At 66.9% G+C, this 20,671-nt stretch carries 14 protein-coding genes; 7 read left to right on the forward strand and 7 right to left on the reverse strand.

Features of this window, described 5'->3' with window-relative positions:
• Nucleotides 1-58: 58 nt before the first annotated feature.
• The 6 genes from ACZY0R_RS36570 to ACZY0R_RS36595 all read right to left on the reverse strand — a co-directional run bounded on the left by ACZY0R_RS36570 (nt 59) and on the right by ACZY0R_RS36595 (nt 11,899).
• The gene (locus ACZY0R_RS36570) at nt 59-787 is read right to left on the reverse strand and encodes an OmpW/AlkL family protein (protein WP_488865372.1); all 729 of its coding nucleotides are present in this window, start codon (nt 785-787) and stop codon (nt 59-61) included.
• Between the two features lie 280 nt (nt 788-1,067).
• Nucleotides 1,068-2,045 (reverse strand): delta(1)-pyrroline-2-carboxylate reductase family protein, encoded by a 978-nt coding sequence (locus ACZY0R_RS36575; RefSeq protein ID WP_488865374.1) that lies wholly within the window; start codon nt 2,043-2,045, stop codon nt 1,068-1,070.
• 284 nt (nt 2,046-2,329) lie between these two features.
• Nucleotides 2,330-4,612 (reverse strand): penicillin-binding protein 1C, encoded by a 2,283-nt coding sequence (pbpC, locus tag ACZY0R_RS36580; protein ID WP_488865376.1) that lies wholly within the window; start codon nt 4,610-4,612, stop codon nt 2,330-2,332.
• The gene (locus tag ACZY0R_RS36585) at nt 4,609-5,310 is read right to left on the reverse strand and encodes a lysoplasmalogenase (protein WP_488865378.1); all 702 of its coding nucleotides are present in this window, start codon (nt 5,308-5,310) and stop codon (nt 4,609-4,611) included. The genes pbpC and ACZY0R_RS36585 overlap by 4 nt, the downstream gene beginning before the upstream one ends.
• Entirely contained in the window at nt 5,307-11,339 is a 6,033-nt protein-coding gene (locus tag ACZY0R_RS36590) for an alpha-2-macroglobulin family protein (protein ID WP_488865380.1), read from the reverse strand. The genes ACZY0R_RS36585 and ACZY0R_RS36590 overlap by 4 nt, the downstream gene beginning before the upstream one ends.
• A gap of 86 nt (nt 11,340-11,425) precedes the next feature.
• On the reverse strand, nt 11,426-11,899 hold the full coding sequence (locus ACZY0R_RS36595) for an Lrp/AsnC family transcriptional regulator (protein ID WP_035865659.1): 474 nt from the start codon (nt 11,897-11,899) through the stop codon (nt 11,426-11,428).
• A 266-nt stretch (nt 11,900-12,165) separates the two neighbouring features.
• Between ACZY0R_RS36595 and phhA the strand changes: the two genes are divergently transcribed.
• The 4 genes from phhA to ACZY0R_RS36615 all read left to right on the forward strand — a co-directional run bounded on the left by phhA (nt 12,166) and on the right by ACZY0R_RS36615 (nt 16,097).
• Nucleotides 12,166-13,098 carry a phenylalanine 4-monooxygenase gene (gene phhA / locus ACZY0R_RS36600; RefSeq protein WP_035865727.1) on the forward strand — a complete coding sequence of 311 codons (933 nt, stop codon included), beginning with the start codon at nt 12,166-12,168 and terminating at the stop codon, nt 13,096-13,098.
• Nucleotides 13,099-13,275: 177 nt separating this feature from the next.
• Complete coding sequence (locus tag ACZY0R_RS36605) at nt 13,276-13,593, forward strand: 4a-hydroxytetrahydrobiopterin dehydratase (RefSeq protein ID WP_488865382.1); 318 nt, start codon at nt 13,276-13,278, stop codon at nt 13,591-13,593.
• 143 nt (nt 13,594-13,736) lie between these two features.
• Entirely contained in the window at nt 13,737-14,441 is a 705-nt protein-coding gene (locus ACZY0R_RS36610) for a response regulator transcription factor (protein ID WP_035865653.1), read from the forward strand.
• A 24-nt stretch (nt 14,442-14,465) separates the two neighbouring features.
• Nucleotides 14,466-16,097, forward strand: a complete 1,632-nt coding sequence (locus tag ACZY0R_RS36615) for a sensor histidine kinase (RefSeq protein WP_156177375.1) — start codon at nt 14,466-14,468, stop codon at nt 16,095-16,097.
• Nucleotides 16,098-16,148: 51 nt separating this feature from the next.
• Here ACZY0R_RS36615 and ACZY0R_RS36620 read toward each other — a convergent pair whose 3' ends face one another.
• Nucleotides 16,149-16,715, reverse strand: coding sequence for an SET domain-containing protein (locus ACZY0R_RS36620; RefSeq protein ID WP_488865385.1), 567 nt, complete (start codon nt 16,713-16,715; stop codon nt 16,149-16,151).
• Nucleotides 16,716-18,191: 1,476 nt separating this feature from the next.
• Between ACZY0R_RS36620 and ACZY0R_RS36625 the strand changes: the two genes are divergently transcribed.
• The 3 genes from ACZY0R_RS36625 (at nt 18,192) to ACZY0R_RS36635 (ending at nt 20,620) form a co-directional block, all read left to right on the forward strand.
• On the forward strand, nt 18,192-18,470 hold the full coding sequence (locus ACZY0R_RS36625) for an HU family DNA-binding protein (RefSeq protein WP_006162250.1): 279 nt from the start codon (nt 18,192-18,194) through the stop codon (nt 18,468-18,470).
• A 238-nt stretch (nt 18,471-18,708) separates the two neighbouring features.
• Nucleotides 18,709-19,686, forward strand: coding sequence for a DUF2272 domain-containing protein (locus ACZY0R_RS36630; protein ID WP_488865387.1), 978 nt, complete (start codon nt 18,709-18,711; stop codon nt 19,684-19,686).
• A 127-nt stretch (nt 19,687-19,813) separates the two neighbouring features.
• On the forward strand, nt 19,814-20,620 hold the full coding sequence (locus ACZY0R_RS36635) for a class II aldolase/adducin family protein (protein ID WP_488865389.1): 807 nt from the start codon (nt 19,814-19,816) through the stop codon (nt 20,618-20,620).
• Nucleotides 20,621-20,671 lie beyond the last annotated feature (51 nt).

Below are 20,671 nucleotides of genomic sequence, written 5' to 3' on the forward strand. Positions count from 1 at the left end.
AAAAACAAAACGGGCGCCTCGCGAGAGGCGCCCGTTTGCTTTCTGGCGATACGGCAGCTTAGAAGCGGTAGCCGACGTTCAGAAAGGTCACTACCGGATCGATCTTGATCTTGGTGTGCGACACCACGGTGGCATTACCCGCCGGGCCGGCGTTCTGCGTAGTCAGCGTGGCGGTGCTGGACAGCGGCAGGTAGGAAACCGACAGGCCGACAAACCAGTTCTCGGTCACTGCATAGTTGGCACCGATATTGAAGACCGGGTTCCACGAGCTCTTGGCGCTGGCCGACATCGTGGCTTTCGGGCCGAACTCGGACTTCACGAACGTCTGGTTACTGATGGTCTCGTCGGTGAACCACGTGTAGTTCACGCCGATGCCCACATAAGGGCGGAACTTGGACTTCGCTTCCAGGAAGTGGTACTTCACCAGCAGCGCCGGACTCCATTGCTTCACATTGCCCAGCGTGCCGTACTTGGAAAACGAGCCCGAGCCCTGCACATCGTGCTTCGGCGGGATGCCAGCCACGAATTCACCCGAGATATTGTCCGTAAAGTAGTGTGTAAACGCGATGCCAAGCGTATCCGCGGACTTGATCTTGGCGCTGGTACCGGTCTCGGTCAGGCCAACGGGAGCACCGTTGATGCTATCGACCACCAGCGGGTCGGCGGAACTGGTCGGCATCACGCGGAACCAGCCCAGGCTGACGATGTTGCTGCCGGCGCTTTGCGCTTGCGCGGCACCGGCGATTAGCATGGCTACGCTGGCCAGCAGGATCTTCTTATGGGACATGCCTCTTACTCCTAGTTAATTCTCTACCCGAGGCACGCATTATCCTGCTTGGTATGACCAGTCTGTTTCAAGCGCTTAACACATTTGTAGAAGGCCCACCCTAAATTCCGGGTTAACCATTAAAAAAGCGGCATTTCCCGTCGAAATCGCGTTCGAAACTGTACCGAATATGAGACGCCCGCCGGCTGAAAATTCTACTGAGCGGTATAGGCCTACTTCGAATAAGGGAATTCCCGCAGTCCACCGGCCGGCGAGGCTCAAGAAGCACGGCACGACGGTGTCAGGCCGCCGGGTTGCCCGCCCCGGGTCCGGCGCTGGCCAGCACACAGGCGGCCAGGTCCCACAAGGCATAGCCGACGCTCTTGAATACCAGCGGGCTGCCCCTGCGCGCACGCAATTCATCGGCGGCGAGGATGGCTTGCTCGAAGGGCTGCACGGTGGCCCAGTCGATGCCCGCCTGCAGCAGATCGCCCGCCTCCTCCTCGATGCCGAACAATGTGTCGGCCAGCAGCCGGCGATGTGCCGAGGCCGCCTGGCACAACGCCGGCGGCAGCTCGCACATCTCCGGGCGGAAAGCGCCCACCGCGGCAATGAAATGCTCGTCGCGCCACAAGCCGCTATCCAGGTCCGGCAGCACCGGGGTCAGGCTGGACGTCACGGTCACCACCATCGACACGCGCGGCAGCACGGCGCGTACGTCCGCCACCGTCTGCGCCTCGACACCGAGCGTGCGCGCGTGCGCGGCGAGGGCTTCGGCCCTGGCGGCCGTGCGCGAATGCAACCACACGCGGCGCGGCGCCAGCCCGGCAACAAAGGCTTCCAGATGTGTCTGGGCCTGCACGCCGGCACCAATGATCAACAGCTCGCCGCCGGGCTCCGGGGCGAAGGTCTGCGCCGCCAGCAGCGACACGGCGGCGGTACGCCGGCCGGTCACGGTGGGACCGTCCAGCAGCGCCAGCCGGCGCCCGGTATGGGCGTCGGCCACCACCACTTCACCGAGAATATTGGGCAGGCCGCGCCGCGGATTGCCGGGGTGCACGGTGATGTTCTTGGTCATCACCAGTTCACGGTTACGCGCCGGCATCACCAGCAGCGTGCCTTCGCCACCGGCCGCATCGCCCACCGGCAAGGCAATGCGCGGCGGCGCCATGGCCGTGCCGTCCCGCAGTTCAGCCAGCATGCCGGCAATGGCGCGGGCCAGCGCGGGGTACGGCAGGCGGGCCGCGGTCTGGGCGGCGTCGAGCAGGGCAAGGGACACGGCGGATAACTCCGGAGGCGGTTCGCGATGCTGGATTATCGGCGATCTCGCCACTTGGGTAACGCGTACCCACTACTGCGATACGGGCCACGCATATCACCCGTATCGATAGCATTGATTAGTTTTGACGATATGAGATTAATCGCGTGCATGTAATTTCCATCGTCATGGGCGCCAGAGAGCTTGCTCATGCTCATGCAGCCAGGGCCGAGGGGAAATCCGTCCCGGAGGCGGCCAGGTAGCACGTCATGAAATCGTGCCGAGGTGCGTGTTCGTCGAATTCCTCATGGCGCGCGCACTGCTCGCGCCGGTGCCGGCGTATTCAGCGGCGCCTTCGCCACCGCGCCGCGCACCTCGATGCCGATCCGGTCCACCACCTTGCCGGCGGCATCCAGCAGTTCCACCTGGTGCCGGCCCGGCCAGGGCAGCCAGGCCAGTTGCCCGCCGCGCCCCAGCAGCTTGCCGTCCATGCGCCAGCTGACGCGCTGCGCGGTCTGCCCGCTGACGCCTTCGGCGTGGAACCACACACGCTGCGCCGTCGGCGGGATATCCGGATCGAGCGCGAACACGGTGCCGTCGGCGGGACTTGCAATGGCGGCTGCGCGATCCTGGCCGCCGCCCTGCTTTTCCGTACGCGCCGCGCCGCGCACGCTATCCGCGCTGGCCAGGTTGACCATGCGCAATGCCGTACCGGCCAGGAAGACTTCCTCGCGAGCGGGTTCGAGATCATCGGCAAAGCGCAGCGGTACGCGCTCCACGCCCGCGGGCATGACCGGCGCCACGCTAGGCACCGAGCGGTGCAGGGCTTCCATGATTTCGTGCCACACCGGCGCCGCGCCGGACACGCCCGACACCTCGTGCATGCTCGCGCCGCTGGCGTTGCCCACCCACACCCCCACGGTGTAGCGCTGCGACCAGCCCACGCACCAGTTATCGCGCATGTCCTTCGACGTCCCTGTCTTGACCGCGGTCCAGAAGCGCGTGGTGAGCGGGCTGTCGAGACCGAACGTGCGCGCACGCGCGTGGCGGTCCGACAGCACGTCCGCCACCAGGTAGCTGGCAGCCGGCGACATCACGGCGCGCGCCGCCCCGGGCGCCGCATCGGTGCGCCATCGTGCGGGTGCGTAGCGCCCGCCGTTGGCGAATGCGCGATACGCATTGGTGAGCGCGGCCAGCGGTACGTCGGCGCTGCCCAGCGCCAGGCTGTAGCCATAGTAGTCGCCAGCCTGCGCAAGCGGCAGCCCGAGCGCCGTCAGGCGTTGGTGGAACCGATGCGGCGTCACCATCACCAGCGTGCGCACCGCAGGGACGTTGAGCGATGAAGCCAGCGCCGCGCGCATGCTGACCCAACCCGCATACTGCCGGTCATAGTTCTGCGGCACATAGAGCCCGCCGCCCCCGCCGGTAGGCAGGTTGACCGGCCGGTCGTCGAGCAGGGATGCCGTGGTCAGCCGCCGCGCCTCGAGCGCCTGCTCGTACAGAAAAGGCTTGAGTGTGGAGCCGGCCTGGCGCGGCGCCGCCGCGTGGTCGACCTGCGCGGCCGCCGACAGGGCGCCTGACGAACCGACGTAGGCGAGCACATCGCCGCTGGCATTGTCGATCACCACCACCGCGCCATCTTCCACGTTGCGTCCGGCGAGTTCGCGCAGATGACGGTCCAGGCTGCGCGAAGCGGCGCGCTGCAAGCCAGCGTCGAGGGTGGATGTGATGGTGGGCGGTACGGTGCCCGCGGCACGCGCCTGCGCGACCAGCAGGCGCGCCAGATGCGGTGCGAGATCCCGCGCCAGGGCCGACGTCTGTGCGGAGGATGCAGATGCGTTGCCCGCACCGCCGCCACTGCGCAGCAACGCCAGTTGCGCAAAGCCGTCCAGCCCGTCGCACGCCTTGGGCAACTGCTGTTCGCGCAGGATGCCGCAGGCGCGCTGCGCCACCTGTGGCGCGCGTGCATTGGGCGCGCGCACCAGCGCCACCGCGAGCGCCGCCTCGCGTGCATCGAGCCCGCTGGGATACTTGCCGAACAGCGCCTGCGACAGTGCGGACAATCCCACCAGCTCGCCGCGGAACGGCACCAGGTTGAGATAGGCCTCGAGTATCTGGTCCTTGCTCCAGCTGCGCTCCAGCGCCGCGGCGCGCACGGCCTGCGCCATCTTCTGGCTCACGCTGCGCCCGCCCTCGGCACGCCGCAGGCCTTCGTCGAGCAAGCCCGCGAGCTGCATGGTCAGGGTGGACGCGCCGCGCGTGCGCGTGTTCCACAGATTGGCCCAGGCGGCGGCGGCCACACCCTGCCAGTCAACACCGCTATGCGCATAGAAGCGCCGGTCCTCGGACAGCACGATGGCGGTGCGCACCGCTGGCGAAATCTCCGCCAGCGTGACCCAGTCGCCGCGCCGCGCGCGGAAGTCGTCGCGCACGCGCGACAAAGGCTCGCCGTGGCGGTCCAGCACCACCACGTCGGCGCTGCGCCAGCTTGCGCGCACGCCATCGAAGGTGGGTAGTGCATGGGCCTGCGCGCTCGCCACACAAGCAGCGAGGAGGACGGCGCGCACGGCGTACCGGCTTGCGTTCATTCGTTTCGCCCGGCTACCACGCCGGCCACCAGCAACACCTGCGCGACCGCGTAAGTCCACCAGATGCCAAGCGCGAAGGTATCGAACGGCACCAGGAAACGCGCACTGCCGAGCAAACCGTCGGACACGGCGAAGAACACCGCGCCGATAGCCGCCAGCGCCGTCGGCAGCTTCGCCACCAGCGCGGCGCAAACCATCGACGCCAGCGCCACCACATAGACCGAGACCGGCACCACCAGCGTGCCCAGGTTGGGCCAGAAGCGCCCGAGCATGACGCCGGCCGCGCCCAGCACCATGCCGCAGGCGAGCAGGCGATGCGCCCGCAAGTCGCCCGCCATCGGCAGGAACAAGCCAAGGTAAGCGAAGTGCGCGATCAGGAAGGCCCCCAACCCGCCGATAAAGGAAAACGACAGCCACGGCATTGCCAGCAGGAAGTCGCCGGTCGCCGAGAACAGCAGCGCCGCCATCAGCCAGCGCCGTTCGCGGCGCGGCGGGTGGAATCGCGCCGCGCGCACCAGCAGCAGCGCCATCGCCGTCTTCCATACCGGCTGGAAGGCGATCTGCCCATTCAACGGCGCGCCGGGTGGTGAATCCATCGCCACTGTGACCAGCAGGCCACCGTAGACCAGCCCGGCCATCGTGCCCGCCAGCCACCATTCGCGCACCCGCGCGGGCATCATCATCGCAAGCCAGCTCAAGGGCGTGCTCCTACGGTCAGTCTGGCATTGGGTTGCGCGCCGAACACATCCGGCGCGTACATCGCCTCCACCCGCGTGGGCGGCAAGGCGAACTCGCCGGCGTTGTTCAGCCGCACGGTGTATTCCACCGTGGCGCTGCCGCGCGGCATGTAGGCGTAATACTCGCGGAAGGCCTGCGGCGTGCGCTCGGTGAATGCGGGCCATGCCCCCTTGCGCCGCTCGCCGCGCGAGGCGATCTCCGAATCGCGCCCGAGGCCGCTGCCGAGGATGGTGGCGCCGGCAGGCACCGGATCGCTCACCACCACCCAGGTCATATCAGCCTGCGCGTCGATCTGGAGCTTCACCCGATAGCTGTCGCCGCGCGACCATTTGCCCGCCACCGCCTGGTCCACCGGCGTCACGCTGCGCGTAATGCGGTAGCCCGCCGACAGCGGCGAGGCCAGCGGTACCGCCGCCAGCGCGCGCACGGTGGCCCAGGGCTTGCCCGCGCCTTCCTGGTCGGCGCGCAGGTTGGCGGCAACCCCCGCGCGCGGCCACGGCAGGCTGACGCTGCCTCCGGCCACGCCATCGACCTTCGCGGCGCGCGCCCAGTCGAAGCTGCGCGCGGCCTCGGGCACGCCCTCCAGCGTCACGCGCGTCGCGCCCGCCACCGGCGTCTTCTCGAAGGCTTGCGCAAAGCGCGTGATCGCCAGCGCGCCCCACGCGTTGGCTGTGGTGGTCCCCCAGGCGCCGCGCATCTGGCGGCCGAGCAGGCCGGTTGCGAGTTGCGCGCTTTCCGACTTCCAGCCCGGCAGGTCGAGCGACAGCGACAGCAGGCGCGCCGCATTGAAATCGCCGCCGCTCATCAGCCACCACCAGTTGTCGTCGCGCTCGGTGGAGAACGCCAGCCGCGTGCCTTGCACTGTCAGCCGCGAACGCAGGATCTGCTGCGCTTGCGCCAGCCGCTCGTCGCGCTGCGGGATATCCTGCACGCGCGACAGCACGGCGATCCAGTCGAGCAGCGCCGAGGTTGGCCACTGCGCGGGCAGGATCTGGATCGACCCGAGCATGCGTGCCTGCGCGTGCCCGTTGCGGGACAGCGCTTCGAGCGCGGCCAGCTTGCGCACTTCCAGGTCCTGCGTGGGCGCCCAGCGTTCGCGCTTGATGCGGCCCTCGACGAAGGCGGCCAGCCCGCGTTCCATGCGCTCGCGCGTCTCGTCGGGAAGGCGCAGTGGCAGGCCCGCGCGCACGGCTTCGTCGGACACCGCCAGCAGGTATGCGGTCAGCACTTCGCTGCCGGCATTCCCCTCGTTTTGCAGCGGGAAATACGCGGCCAGCCCGTCGTCGTCGAGATAGCCGGGCAACTGCGCCGCCAGCGCGTTCCACTGCGCCGCATCGCCCAGCCCGACCGCGCGCGAGGCGCGCTGCTCCAGGCACGAGAACGGATAGTTGCGGAACCAGTCGCGCACGCCCGGCATGCCGCCCGCCAACGAAGCTTGCAGGTTCACCTGCAGGCCACCGCGAGGCTGGCCCGTGGCGTCCGCGAGCGCGCCCTGCGGCGCACGCACCGGCACCGACAGATCCGGCGCCAGTTGCGCCAGCGTGGCTTGCTGCACGGTAAGCGGAACCGCAGGCACCAGCTGCTGCGAGAGCTTCACGCGGTCGCTGGCGCCGGCGGCCTTGCCGGTCTCGGTGGCTTCCACCTCCCACTGCACCGTGCCCTCCTGCACCAGCAATCCCGCGGGCAACAGCGGCGCGCCGACGTCCCAGCCGGTCTCACGCGATTCGCCGGCGGGAATCTCCACGGTCTGCGCCGGCAGCGCCTGAGACTGTCCGGTCTGCCCCGGCGCACTGACACGCGCCACGGCCTGCACCGTCATCGCGCGCTGCGTCGTGTTGCGCAAGGTGAACATCGCGCGGTAATGATCCTCCTCGCGCACCAGCGGCGGCAGCCCCGAGATCAGTTGCAGATCCTGGGTGGCGGCGATGTTGGCACTGCCGCTGCCAAAGCGGCTCACGCCCAGGTCCGCCACGGCGACGATGCGGAAGCGCGTGAGCGAATCGTTAAGCGGCACCGTCAGCGTGGCCCGCCCGTCGCCGTCGAGCTGCACGCGCGGGTTCCACAGCAGCAAGGTATCGAACAGTTCGCGCGTGGGGCTCTTGCCGCCGCCGCCGCCGGCCGGCACCGCCTTGCGTCCGTAGTGGCGCCGGCCGATGATTTCCATCTGCGCGGTAGCGGTCTCCACACCGTAACTGCGCCGCCGCAGCATGGCGTCAAGCAGGTTCCAGCTTGTGTTCGGCATCAGCTCCAGCAGCGCTTCATCGACCGCGGCCAGCGCGATTTCGCCATTGGCCGCGGGCTTGCCGTCGGGCAGCTTCACCTGCACGGCCACCTGCGCCTTGCCGCGCACCGGATAACTGGTCTTGTCCGGCGTCACTTTCACATCGAGCTTGTAGCCCTCATTGCCCACGCGAATCTCCGTCAGCCCGAGGCGGAACGCCGGCTTGGACAGATCGACTAGCGCGGTGGGCGCGGCATACTCGCGGCCCTCGCTGCGGAACGCCTGCCACCACTCGCCCGGCTGGCGCCAGCCCCAGGTGAAGAAGGAATACCAGGGTACCTCGCGCAAGCGTCCGCGCAGCGCCAGTACCGACACATACACATTGGGCCCCCACTCCGGCCTGATCTTGACCCGCACGGTGGGATCGCGCCCGTTGAGCTCCACCACGCTGGTTTCCAGCACGCCCTCGCGCTCCACCGCCACCAGCGCGGTAGCGTGGCGGAACGGCATGCGCACCTGGAACACGGCGGTCTCGCCCGGCGCATACGCCTTCTTCTCGGGAAGCACGTCGATGCGGTCGTTGTTCTCGCCGCCGAACCACAGTTCGCCCTGCCGCGTGACCCACACCGAGGTGGCAGCCTGCGAAACGCGTCCCGCGTTATCCCTGGCCTGCGCGATCAGCTCCACCTGGCCGGCCTCGGGCAACGAAACTTCGCATTGCATGCGGCCTTGCGCGTCGGTCCTGCCCTCGCACACGCTGCCGAGATCCTTGCTCTCGTTGCGATTGTCGTAGCGATAGAAGCCGCCCACCACGCGCTTGCGCACAGACGTGGTGATGCGCAATTGCGCGCGCAGGGCGATCGGCACATTGGCCTGCGGCCGCCCTTGCGGATCGAGCGCCACAGCATGTACGAGGAGTTTCTGCCTGATCGAAACCCAGCTCTCCGTGCGAATCCCCGCCACCACGCCAGCCGGCCACAGCGGCACGGTCTGCCGCAGCGTCTGAATCTCGCCGTTGGGGTCGGCAAAGCCCGATTCCACCACCAGGTCCTTGGGCGCATCCAGCCTGGGCATGTTCTTGAGGTTCAGCGTGCCGCTGCCATTCTTGTCCAGCTTGAGCGGCAGCTTGTCGGCAACCAGCTTCTGCGCCTCTTCGCGCTGCGCGGCGCCGTCCTCGCTCTCGTCCTCGTCGCCGCCGCTGTCCTTGCGCGGTTTGCGCGGCGCATCGAAGGCGTAACCGTCGTAGTCGGCAAAGCGCACGTACTTGTCGCGCAGCAGTGCCGACACCTGTACCGGCAGGCCCGCCGCGCCGCCGCCCGATACGTAGTGCACTTCCAGGTTGAGCGGCACCTCGGGCGGCGCCACCAGCGCCCCGCCGCTGCCAGCCTTGAGCGTCCCCGCCAGCACCGGCAGGCGGAACGCCTCGACGCGGAAGCTGCCGCTGTCGAGCACGCGATCCTTCGCATCGCTGAACGATACCGAGTAGATACCCAGCTTGGCCGCCTGCGGAATCGCGAAAGTGTTCTCGGCGCTGCGCCCGCCGGTGGCGGTGGTGCGCCACTGCACCGGCTGCTCGTAGGTCTGGCCGCTGCCTTCATGGCGGATGACCATCTTCTCCGGCAAGGGATCGCCTGCCGGCGGCAGCGCAAAGCCATTCGCGGTCTCGGTGCGGATCAGGTGCTTCATCGACACTGTTTCGCCCGCACGCAGCAAGGTGCGATCGAAGATCGTATGGACGCGCACGTCCGGCACCACGCTGGTGTCGGTCGGCACGTTGAAGCGCCAGCTCTCGATGCCCTGGTTCCAGCCGGACATCACGAAGGCCATGTCGGCCTGGCCGCGCGCCTGCGGATGGTCGGCGGCAATGCGGGCGGAGACGAAATAGCCTGACAGCCCGGTGTCGTCGCAACTGCGTTCGCGCACGTCGTCCACGCCGTTGAAGCTGGCGAGCCCGGCGGCATCGGTGCGGCCCGATGCCAGCAGCTTGCCGCTGCAATCGCGCAGCGCCACGGCGGCATTGGCCACCGGCTTGCCGTCGTCGAGCGTGGTAACCCAGGCCAGCGCGGTCATCTTGCCGGGGCCGCGCGCGAGCTTGAAATGCACGCCAAGGTTAGTCACCAGCGCGGCGGTGCGCACGTACATGGGCGCCGGCTTGCCGAGCAGTGCCTCGCCCAGCATCGGCGAAGCGATTTCCACCACATGAAAACCGGCTTCGGGCAAGGGAATGCCCACCACCTCGAACGGACGTGGCGCCTTGCCGCCCGGCTCCGACAATTGCGGGATGGCAAGCTTGCGCGCGCCGGCCGCGCCATCGAGCAGCGAGATCGAACGGGTCTCGATGGAAGGCGCATTGCGCGGGTTGTTGACGGCGGACGGCGACCGGCCCGCGAGAATGGCATCGAGTTCGCCCCGCGTCCAGCTGCTCTCGTGCAGCCGGCGCACCAGCCCGTACCAGCGCAGCACGGCGCCGTCGTCGTCCACCTTGAGGCGGCGCACGGTACCGGCTTGCGCGCGCACCCCCAGCGCGGGCAAGTCGGCTTCGACATTGCGCAGCGTCACCGGCAGCAGGGCCGGGAAGTCGGCCGGCGACTTGCCCTTGGGCAGCTCGCCAAAACGCTCAAGCACGCCGAACGGCGCGGCCGAGAATTTAGCCAGCGGCGGCATCGCGGCCGTGCTTACCTTGAGGGGGAACAGGTCGGCATTGGACAGCGCGCGGCCGCTGTCGTCCTTCAGGCCGGCAGGTACCGACAGCGTGAACTCGGTCTTCTCGGCAAAGGGCGGCGTGAAGGTGACGCTGCTGACGGGCGCGTCGCGCGCCGCGCCCGGCTCGAATTGCGGAGCCCGCGGTCCTTTCGGCGTATTGAGCAGGATATGCTCGGCATCCTTGCGCGAGATCGGAGCCGAGAACGACAGCGAGATCGGGCGCAACGGCGTGCAAGGCGACTGCGCGCGTTCGCGCTCGCAAGTAAAGCTGGCGGCGAAAGGCTCGCGCACGGTGTAGTCGAAGCGCCGTTCGTCGCGCGTGGCCAGGCCCGACGGCGTGGCAATGCCGCCGCCCAGCACCAGTTGCATGCGCGCCCCGGACGGCAGGCGTTGCTGGCAGGCCAGCAGGTGCACGGTGTCGGCTTCGTCGGCTTTCAGCTTCCAGTGCAGCGCGGCCAGCACGGCCTCGCGCTCCTTGCCGCCCAGCAGCCGCACCGGAATGCGCTCGCCCAGGCCCTGAGCCTGGCACCACGCGGCGCGGCGCACCGAGCCGGCGGTGGCCGGCCCGTTGAAGCGCAACGCGAATACCTGATCTTCCTCGATCTCGCCGCCACTTGGCCGCGCCGTCACCACGGTCGGGCCGCCGGTCTCGAAGCGGTACTCCGGCTTGCCGGCGTAAGCCTTGCCTGCCTCGCTCTTCAGGCCCGCGACAATGCGCACCGCGCATTTGACGCCGGGCGGCAGGTCGCGCGCAAAATCGAACACCCAGTTCTTCGCGTCGATCCAGCGCGCCTGTCCGGCAATTGCGCTGCCGCTGCAGGACACCACCGCAGGCGGGCTTGCCTGTGCGTCGCCCAGCGGCACCATCGCTTCGTCAAACCGGATCGCCACCTGCCGCACGCGCGAGACCTCGCCCTCCGGCGAGAAGCGCGCGATCTGCGCGGCCTGGCCCGAACCTGGCATCGTCGCCAACACAACCTGCAGGCAGGCCGCTGCGGCCCACCCAGCCCACCAGTACTCACCACGTTTCGCACGCTTGTCCATCCGAGCGACGATCTGCGTCATCCTGACCCTCCCGTTTACGGCACCCGGCGAGGGTGACATGCGCCGATGGCAAGTGCAAGTCCGCGCAGGAAGCGCAGGCCCGATGGCTATCGCAAATGCGACAGCGGCAGCGGCCCGTCGCGCTTGAGCGCGGTCAGCACGATGTTGGACCGCACACTCTCCACGCCTGGCACGCGCATCAGCTTCTTCATGGTGAATTCGGCCAGGGTCGGCAGGTCCGGCACCATGATGCGCAGCAGGTAGTCGGCCTCGCCAGCCACGGAGTAGCACTCCTGCACCTCCTCCAGCAGCAGAATGTCCTCGCGAAAGCGCTCTACGATGGTATCGCCATGGTGGGCCAGCTTGACGCTGGTAAAGACCAGCACGCCGAGGCCGAGCGCTGGCGGCGACAGCACCACGCGGTAGCCGGTAATGACACCGTCGGCTTCCAGCCGCGCCAGGCGCCGCCCGATCTGGCTGGGTGAAAGATGGATGCGCTCGGCGAGCTGCTGGTGGGTGGAACGGCCGTCGGTCTGCAACGCCGCCAGCAGCGCTAGGTCGAATGGGTCGAGGTTGATCATGGTTGGGTCGCTTCGATCGCGTTAGTCGAGTCAGAATCGCTTCTTGTTGTGCACTACGCCGAAAGGAATGCTAACCCTCCCGGCCCGGCTGCGGCGCGCCGATTGTCGGCAGCAACGCACCCTCGCAGATTTCACGCATAAAATACCAAATTCTTGCGCGATCAATGCATCACTATACGAAAGTAAGCCGTTTTTGCGGGCCATCTGCGTCATCTCCTCGCTAAACTGTGCGGTAAATCTGCAGGAGATAAGACATCATGGACGCCATGGCTACCGCCACCCAGGCAAGCAACGCCCAAACCAGCTTTGCCGGCACCCTGACCGATAAGCTGAAAGAACAGTTCGACGCCGGCCTGCTGTCCGGCCAGGCGCTGCGCGACGATTTCACCATCGCACAGCCGCTGGAGCGCTATACCGAGACCGACCACGCGGTATGGCGCAAGCTGTATGACCGCCAGGCCACCATGCTGCGCGGCCGCGTCTGCGACGAATTCCTGCAGGGCCTGTCCACGCTGGGCATGGAGCGCGACCGCGTACCCAGCTTCGACCAGCTCAATGAGACCCTGATGCGCGCCACCGGCTGGCAGGTGGTGGCGGTGCCCGGCCTGGTGCCGGATGCCGTGTTCTTCGAGCACCTGGCCAACCGGCGCTTTCCCGCCAGCTGGTGGATGCGCAAGCCAGAGCAGCTCGACTACCTGCAGGAGCCCGACTGCTTCCACGACGTGTTCGGCCACGTGCCGCTGCTGATCAACCCGGTCTTCGCCAACTACATGGAAGCCTATGGCAAGGGCGGGCTCAAGGCCGCCTCGCTGGGTGCGCTCGACATGCTGGCGCGGCTGTACTGGTACACCGTGGAGTTCGGCCTGATCCGCACGCCGGAAGGCCTGCGCATCTACGGCGCGGGGATCCTGTCGAGCCAGGGCGAGTCGATCTACAGCCTGGATTCGGCCAGCCCCAACCGCATCGGCTTCGATGTGCGCCGCATCATGCGCACGCGCTACCGCATCGACACCTTCCAGAAGACGTACTTCGTGATCGACAGCTTCGACCAGCTGTTCGACGCTACCCGCCCGGATTTCGCGCCGCTCTATGAGGAACTGCGCGCGCTGCCCACGCTGGGCGCCGGCGACGTGGCCGCCACCGACCTCGTGCTCAACCGCGGCACGCGTGAAGGCTGGGCCGACAGCGACGACGTCTGATCCCGGCTCCGGCTGCCTTTGCACAACGGCTGCAGGCTGCCCACGCACGCGCTTTGTGAAACAATGACGGCATGCCCGCCCGGCCCCCAGCCCCGACCCAGGTCGCACAGGCTGGAAGGCTGCGCGGGCGGGCCGGTTTCATCCTTTGCTTATCCCTTTCCGACCATCGAGCCCATCATGTCCCCTGCGCCCCTCGTGCCCCTTTCGCTGGAAGAACGTGCACCGCTGCTGGCTGCCCTGCCCGGCTGGAGCCTCGTCGAAGACCGCGACGCGATCCACAAGCGCTTTACCTTTGCCGACTTCAACGCCGCCTTCGCCTTCATGACGCGCGTGGCGCTGGCGGCGGAAAAGGCCGACCACCATCCCGAATGGTTCAACGTCTACAACCGGGTCGATATCACCCTGTCCACCCATGACGCCAATGGCCTGACCCGGCGCGATACCGAGCTGGCGGGCTTTATCGAACGCGCTGCCGCGTCGCTGGCCAAAGCCTGAGCGCACCGCCTGCGGCAACGCAGGGGACTGTAGGCAAACCGAAAGGTCGGAGGCGGCCCCGCCCTGTACAATCGGTGGCTAACCGGTTAATCAACGCACCGGTTTATTGCTTTCCCGTTCCTTTCCAGCTTCCTCCTGCCCCCATGCGTATCCTTCTGATCGAGGACGACCGCCAGATTGCCAGTGGCGTCGAAGCCGGCCTGTCCCAGGCCGGCCATCAGGTGCGCGTGGTGCACGACGGCGTCTACGCCACCGAGCACCTGCTGCGCGAACAGCATGACCTGGTCATCCTCGACCTGGGCCTGCCCGGCATCGACGGCATGACCCTGCTGGCGCGCTACCGCGCCCGCAACCGCACCACGCCCGTCATCATCCTGACTGCGCGCGACGAGCTCGAAGACAAGCTATCCGGCCTGAATGCCGGCGCCGACGACTACCTCGTCAAACCTTTTGCCCTGCCGGAGCTGGAAGCGCGCGTGCGCGTGCTGCTGCGGCGCAGCCAGCATGGCGAGGCCGCGCCCGAGCGCGACGTGCGGCTGGGCCGGCTGCGCCTGTCGGGCAACGACCGCCGCATGTTTATCGACGGCAAGCCGCTGGAACTCTCCCCGCGAGAGTTCGCCGTGCTGGAACTGCTGTTGCAGCGCCAGGGCCGCGTGGTCAGCAAGGCGCAGCTGCAGGACCACCTCGCCACCTTCGCCCATCCCGCGGGCGAAGGCGGCGACACAGTCGGCGACACCGCCATCGAAGTCTATGTGCACCGCGTGCGCAAGAAGCTGGAAGAAAGCGACGTGGAGATCGTCACGGTGCGCGGCTTCGGCTACCTGCTGCAGATTCGCGCCGGCACCTGACGCCGCGCACAGAGCAAGCCCGCCATGTGGCTGCGCCCACGTCCTCCCCAGCCGCCCGAGGGCCTGACCGGCACCGCTGGCGGCGTATCCGGAAAGCCTGCCGCGGCGGCGGATCAACCCTCGGCGGCGGCACCCGCGCGCACCGCCTCCACGCAAAGCCTGCGCGTACACCTGCTGCGCGCGCTGGCCACGCCGCTGTTTGCGCTGGTACTGACCAGCGGCTCGCTCTCCTATTGGCTGGCCGCGCACTACACCACGCAGGTATTCGACCGCGCCCTGTACGGCGTGGCCAACAATATCGCCCAACAGATCCGCATTGCCGGTCCGCGCCTGGAGCAGGACATCCCGATGATCGCGCAGACGCTGGTCGAGGCCGAAGGCACCGACCGCATCTACTGGCGCATCCACGGCCCGGATGGGCTGATCGGCGGCATGGATACCTGGCTGGGCTACGGCACCGGACAGACTTCGCTGCACGATGCGCGGCTGTTCTACGCCTGGTTCAGCGGGCGCCAGGTGCGCGCCGTGCGGCTGCCGGTCAACCTGCCCAGCCCGGCTTCGGACGAACTGGCCACCAGCGAGGCTGGCCGCGCCCCGCGCGGGCCCATCGTGGTGGAAGTGGCAGAGTTGCTGGACCGGCGCGAAACCGCCGCCAACGAGATCCTGCTGTCGGTGTCGGTGCCGCTGATCCTGCTGCTGGTGGTGGGCAGCCTGATCCTCTCGCATGTGCTCAAGGAAGAGCTGGTGCCTTTGCAGATCCTGACCGACAAGCTCAACCGCCAGACCGCGCGCTCGCTGGCACCGCTCGACGAAACCCAGGTGCCAGCCGAAGTGGAGCCGCTGATCCGTGCGCTCAATGCACTGCTGGCCAGGCTGCGCGACGCGCTTGATGCGCAGCGCAAGTTCATCGCCGACGCCGCGCACCAGTTGCGCACCCCGCTGACCGCGGTCAAGCTGCATGCCGACCGCGCGGTGCAGTCGGACGATCCCGCAGTGACGGACCACGCCCTGCGCGAGCTGCAAGCGGCGGCCGACCGCGCGGTGCGCCTGTCCAACCAGTTGCTGTCGCTGGCGCGTGCCGAGCCGGGACTATCGCTGGAGCGGCTGGGCCCGATCGAGCATTTCGACCTGGCCACACTGGCTTTCGAGACCGGTGCCGAGTGGGTGCCGCAGGCACTGGCGCGCCAGATCGACCTGGGCTTCGAGACCTTGCCCGGCCCCACCTTTACCGGCGCGGCACCGTCCACCGTGCGCGGTAACCGGCTGCTGATGCGCGAAGCGCTCAGCAACCTGATCGACAATGCCGTGAAATATGTGCCGCCCGGCGGACGCATCACCGTGCGCGCCGGCGGCGAGGCACTTGGCCATCGCGGCATGGCGGTCGTGATGGTGGAAGACAACGGGCCTGGCATCGCCCTGGCGCGCCGCGAGGAAGTCTTCAAGCGCTTCTTCCGGGGCGACCATACGCCGGGCCCCAATGCGCCGGCGCAACCGCCCGGCGGCGCCGGCCTGGGGCTGGCAATCGTGCATGAAATCATCGGGCTGCATCACGGCACCATCCGTATCGAGGATGTGCCCACCACCGGCGAGCAGGCTGAGGCGCGCGGCATGCGTTTTGTGATCCGCATTCCATGCGAGGCGGCGGGCGCCGCCTGAACCGCATCAAGCCGCGGCGCAGATCAGGCATCTGCGCCGTGGCTTGCGTTGTTACCGGCTTTTCTTTGCCTTCGGCGCCAGCATGGTTCCGCGGCACTTCGGGCTGCCGCAGCGGCACTCGAATTCCTTCTTGAGTTTCTTGGTGTAGCGCGCGTCGATCACCAGCCCGTAGTCGTAGAACAATTCCTCGCCACCGGCGATATCGCGCAGCGCGTGGATGAATACGCGCCCCTTTTTCTCGCGTGCCTCGCAATTGGGCTCGCAGGCATGGTTGATCCAGCGCGCGCGGTTGCCGCCGAACTTGGCGTCGATCACATCGCCGTCTTCCAGGCTGAAATAGAAGGTGTGGTTAGGATCCGCCGGATCGTGCGGATGGCGCTTGAGCGCCTCCTTCCACGAAATATGCTCGCCCTTGTATTCGATGATGCGTTCGCCCTCGCCGATCGGCGCGATCGCATAGACGCCCTTGCCGTGCACGCCCGAGCGACGCACTTCGACGCGGTCGGCAGCGGTCTTGCGCTTGCCTTCCTTGGGACTCTTGACGCCCTTGCCGCTCCCGGCGTCTTTCACGTCAGTCCCTTCCTGCTTCGATTCCTCTTGCTTTGCCTGTTCCGCCATGTGCCATCCCGTATTGATCCGCCTGCCTGCCACTGCGCGTGGCTGTGCGCCGCCCGGCGCGATGGCGATGATACCTGCCCATATTGGCCGCGGCATCCCCCTTGCCGGCAAATTAACGTATACGGGCGAACAGACCGGCCCGTATACGCCGAAACAGGTATACGCATTGCCCGCAAGCCGTGCGTCCCGTCGATTTGCCGCCCGGTAAACGGCCTTAAGAAGCCCTCGCCCACCCACGTTTACGGCACGTATACCGCCATCGGCCAGCCCAAGCGATGTGGATAACCTGGCAAAAATCTGTGGATAAAGACATGCGATTCATGTGGGCTGCCTGGGGTCGGCATGGGGACGCATCAGGCATAAGTCGGAGGGCTGCACCTGAACCCCTCATCCAAAAGGCGAAGTCATCCACGGCAGCCAACATCCGGTCCGACCACTTCTGCTTCCCACAACCCATTGATTTTAAAAGTATTTACCGGGTTATCCACAGAAAAGGCGGCCGTTTACCTACTACTACTATTTGTATACATTAAAGAAAGAAGTAAACCGAAAGGACAGCGTCCTGCTATCGGCAAAGAAAGAAGGCAGCCGAAAAATAAACTGCCGGGAACCCGCTTCAGGCGGGGCTTCTTTTTTGAACAATGCGAAATGACCGGTCGAACTGCGGTTTACAGCCATGTCTCGAACGGTTTTTTCGCGGGAATTCGGCGTATACGCGTGGCGGCGATGTTCGGGCGAGGTATACGCGCGCCCCTCGAAGGCTGCGTATACGTTCGACTCCGGTTTGCCGACGAGCGCCTGCGTGGAACGAGGTTACTGTGCCGGCAGGGATCTGCGGGCCAAGACGTAAACGCACGCCGTTAGCGCCGCACGCAAGGCATGCACGGTGCGAATACCCGCGAAAAACCATTCCTCAATGGCGGCTGCCGGACATGCACAATAGTTCATGAGGTAGCGCTGGGAGCGCCTGTGCCCTCGTAGCTACGCTGCACTGGGTACGCGCTGCTGGGGTTAGGCCTCCGGCTGAAGAGTCGCTCACAGCCCCGCTAAGGCCCTTTGGCGGGCAGAGAGCGCTTGCCAGCACGGCCACCTGCCGTTGGTGCCGCCCGCGGTCCAGGTATACGCCGGGAATTCGCCCGGACCCTCTGGGCCACACCACCATCGTGCCAATGCCCCGGAGAGGGGCCAGGAGGCCGCTGTAGCCGTTTTCCAGGCCCGGATGGCCTGTCGGACACCTATGTGCGTTCTTTCGCCTGAGGGCCATCCTGACGCCCTCAAAGTCTCGGGCTGTTCCTCCAAATCCCCCCAAAGCCCCAGCCAGCGCGGGCTGGCGGCGCCTGCGCTGTAACAATCTGTTCCCAGTCCGCCTGGCCCGACACGGTATGATGTGGCCCGCGGCGCCTTTGCCGACGCCGGTGCCCAGCGCGCCGGCCCAGCCAGGCGTCCTTGTTTTATCAACTCGACACGGAGTGAAGCATGACGAAAACCGAACTGATCGACGCCATCGCGGCCGGCGTGGACGGCCTGACCAAGGCCAAGGCAGAACAAGCGCTGAACGTGACGCTTGGCGCCATCATGGAAGCCGTGGCCAAGGGCGACACCCTGAGCCTGATCGGCTTTGGCACCTTCAGCCAGGGCGAGCGCGGCGAGCGCATGGCGCGTAACCCGCGCACCGGCGAAGAAATCAAGGTGGAAGCCGCCAAGACCGTCAAGTTCAAGGCTGGCCAGAAGTTCAAGGACGCAGTGAACCAGTGAGTCCCGCGGGCGGTCTCGTGCCAGCCCCGTTGGATCTACCCCGCCGTGCCGCCACCCGTAGCCTGATGGCGCAGGTGAGCGCCAGGCGGGGGGCGTTATCCACAATATTTGCCCACTGGTTATCCTGCGCCTTCGCGGTATACGCCGCACCCCTCGCAAGACCGTTAAGATCGTGCCCTATCGGCGCCTTCCCTCAGTAAATACAAGGGTCTCGGGCGTCCTGCTCAGTAGGCCTCTCATGTCCCGTCGATCGCCGCCAGGCAGATTTCCACAGTTTTATTCACAGCGTTTCCCACAAAATTTTCCACAGGCGCGCCGGCTCGGCCTGAGCTTGCTGACGGCTCTCGCGCTACTGTCGGGTTGCACCACGCCTTCCCAGCCGGTGCGGCCCCAGGCTATCCCGTTGCCTGACACCGAACGCCCCGTGACGACACCTGGCGCCACGCAACGCCAGCGCATTGTCGAGATCGCCTGGCAGGAGTGGCAGCGCTGGGGGGGGCAGACCGTGCGCCTGGGCCGCGATGACACCGCTTGCGTGGCCGATAGCCCACTGCCAGCGCCGGTGCTGCCTGGCCTGCCGGCGGCGACGGATACCGAGGGCAATCCGGACGCCAGCGATGCGACGGGCCGGACGGCCGACCGCGAGGATGAGGAAAGCAGCGAGTCAAGCTGCCTGCACTTTCCCGATGGCACCGGCATGGAAGCCACCGCCCAGGGGTGCCGGCTGGCGCAGCGCTATTGGGCCATCGTCGGCAAGGCGGTCACGTGCCACCAGATCACCCAGGGCAGCTGGGCCTGGTCCGCGGTCTTTATTTCCTGGGTGATGCGCAAGGCGGGCCTGGACGACCGCCAGTTCCTCACCGGCGATTCGCACTCGATGTACGTAGTGGACGCGCGCGACGGCATCCTGCCCGCGCCGGCCTTCCGCATTGAACCGCTGCCGGCCATGCCGCGGCCGGGCGATGTGATTTGCGCCGGGCGCGGCAGCGACAAATACCTGGCGAGCGTGGCCGCAATCGGCTTTGGCACTACGCCCATGCATTGCGACATCGTCGTCGAGGTGGACCCGGCGGCACGGCTGGTCAAGGCGATTGGCGGCAATGTCCAGCAATCGGTCTCGATGGAACTGATCGAACTGGGAGACTCCGGCATGATCGATGGCGTAACCAACTCGCACATGCCCTGGCTGCTGATCATGCGCGACACCCTGCCTTGATCGTCGGTACGGGCCTGCGGGTACCTCCTGCTTGACCTGCCCCACAAAATCATTAACATGGTAATTAATCGAGGCATCGGTATCGCCGTGCGCGTGCCGTAGCCCGACCCCACCCGAACAGCACCCCATGGCGCGCGCACCGACGCGCGAAAACGCAGAGGAGACCTGCATGGCTGTCGCTAACTGTCACCCGGCGGAATGGGAGGCGCGCGTCAAGCTCGCCGCCTGCTACCGCATTTTCGACCGGCTGGGCTGGACCGAGCTGATCTACAACCACATCACGCTGCGCCTGCCGCCCGAGGCCGGCGGCGATGCCGGCAAGCCACTGTTCCTGATCAACCCGTTCGGCTTGCGCTATGCGGAGGTGACCGCCTCCAACCTGGTGAAGATCGACCTGGCCGGCCAGGTTGTCGGTGAGAGTCCTTGGCCGGTCAATCCTGCCGGCTTCGTGGTGCATGCGGCGATTCACGCCGGTATTCCGGGCGCGCATTGCGTGATGCATACGCACACCACGGCCGGCATGGCGGTGGCCTGCTCGGCGCAGGGCCTGTCTATTAGCAACTTCTATGCGGCGCAATTGTTCGACAAGGTGGCCTACCATCCTTTCGAAGGCATCACGGTGCACGACGACGAAGGGCCCAGGCTGGTGCGCAATATCGGCGACAAGCCGGCCGTGATCCTGCGTAACCATGGCTTGCTGGCCTGGGGCGACAGCGTCGCGCGCACCTTCTCCACCCTCTGGCTGCTAAACCGCGCCTGCGAGATCCAGCTTGCCACGCTGGCCATGGGTGCCGCGCTGCCCGTGCCGGAAGAGATCCAGCGCAAGTGCACGCGGGACTCGCTGCAGTTCAATCCGAAGTTTGGCGCGGGTGAAGACGTGTTCGCGGCGCTGATTCGAGAGATTGATGCTATCGATGGTTCGTATTGCAATTAGATATATCTGATTCGTTCGGTGAATAAACCCAGAAACCTACGAGAGTGAAGG

The sequence above is a fragment of the Cupriavidus sp. F041 genome, from assembly GCF_057814235.1.

Coding starts and splice junctions, on each gene's coding strand:
- ACZY0R_RS36570 (WP_488865372.1), bottom strand. CDS start 787: ATGTCCCATAAGAAGATCCTGCTGGCCAGCGTAGCCATGCTAATCGCC.
- pbpC (WP_488865376.1), bottom strand. CDS start 4,612: ATGAACGCAAGCCGGTACGCCGTGCGCGCCGTCCTCCTCGCTGCTTGT.
- ACZY0R_RS36590 (WP_488865380.1), bottom strand. CDS start 11,339: ATGACGCAGATCGTCGCTCGGATGGACAAGCGTGCGAAACGTGGTGAG.
- ACZY0R_RS36595 (WP_035865659.1), bottom strand. CDS start 11,899: ATGATCAACCTCGACCCATTCGACCTAGCGCTGCTGGCGGCGTTGCAG.
- phhA (WP_035865727.1), top strand. CDS start 12,166: ATGGCTACCGCCACCCAGGCAAGCAACGCCCAAACCAGCTTTGCCGGC.
- ACZY0R_RS36605 (WP_488865382.1), top strand. CDS start 13,276: ATGTCCCCTGCGCCCCTCGTGCCCCTTTCGCTGGAAGAACGTGCACCG.
- ACZY0R_RS36610 (WP_035865653.1), top strand. CDS start 13,737: ATGCGTATCCTTCTGATCGAGGACGACCGCCAGATTGCCAGTGGCGTC.
- ACZY0R_RS36615 (WP_156177375.1), top strand. CDS start 14,466: ATGTGGCTGCGCCCACGTCCTCCCCAGCCGCCCGAGGGCCTGACCGGC.
- ACZY0R_RS36620 (WP_488865385.1), bottom strand. CDS start 16,715: ATGGCGGAACAGGCAAAGCAAGAGGAATCGAAGCAGGAAGGGACTGAC.
- ACZY0R_RS36625 (WP_006162250.1), top strand. CDS start 18,192: ATGACGAAAACCGAACTGATCGACGCCATCGCGGCCGGCGTGGACGGC.
- ACZY0R_RS36630 (WP_488865387.1), top strand. CDS start 18,709: ATGTCCCGTCGATCGCCGCCAGGCAGATTTCCACAGTTTTATTCACAG.
- ACZY0R_RS36635 (WP_488865389.1), top strand. CDS start 19,814: ATGGCGCGCGCACCGACGCGCGAAAACGCAGAGGAGACCTGCATGGCT.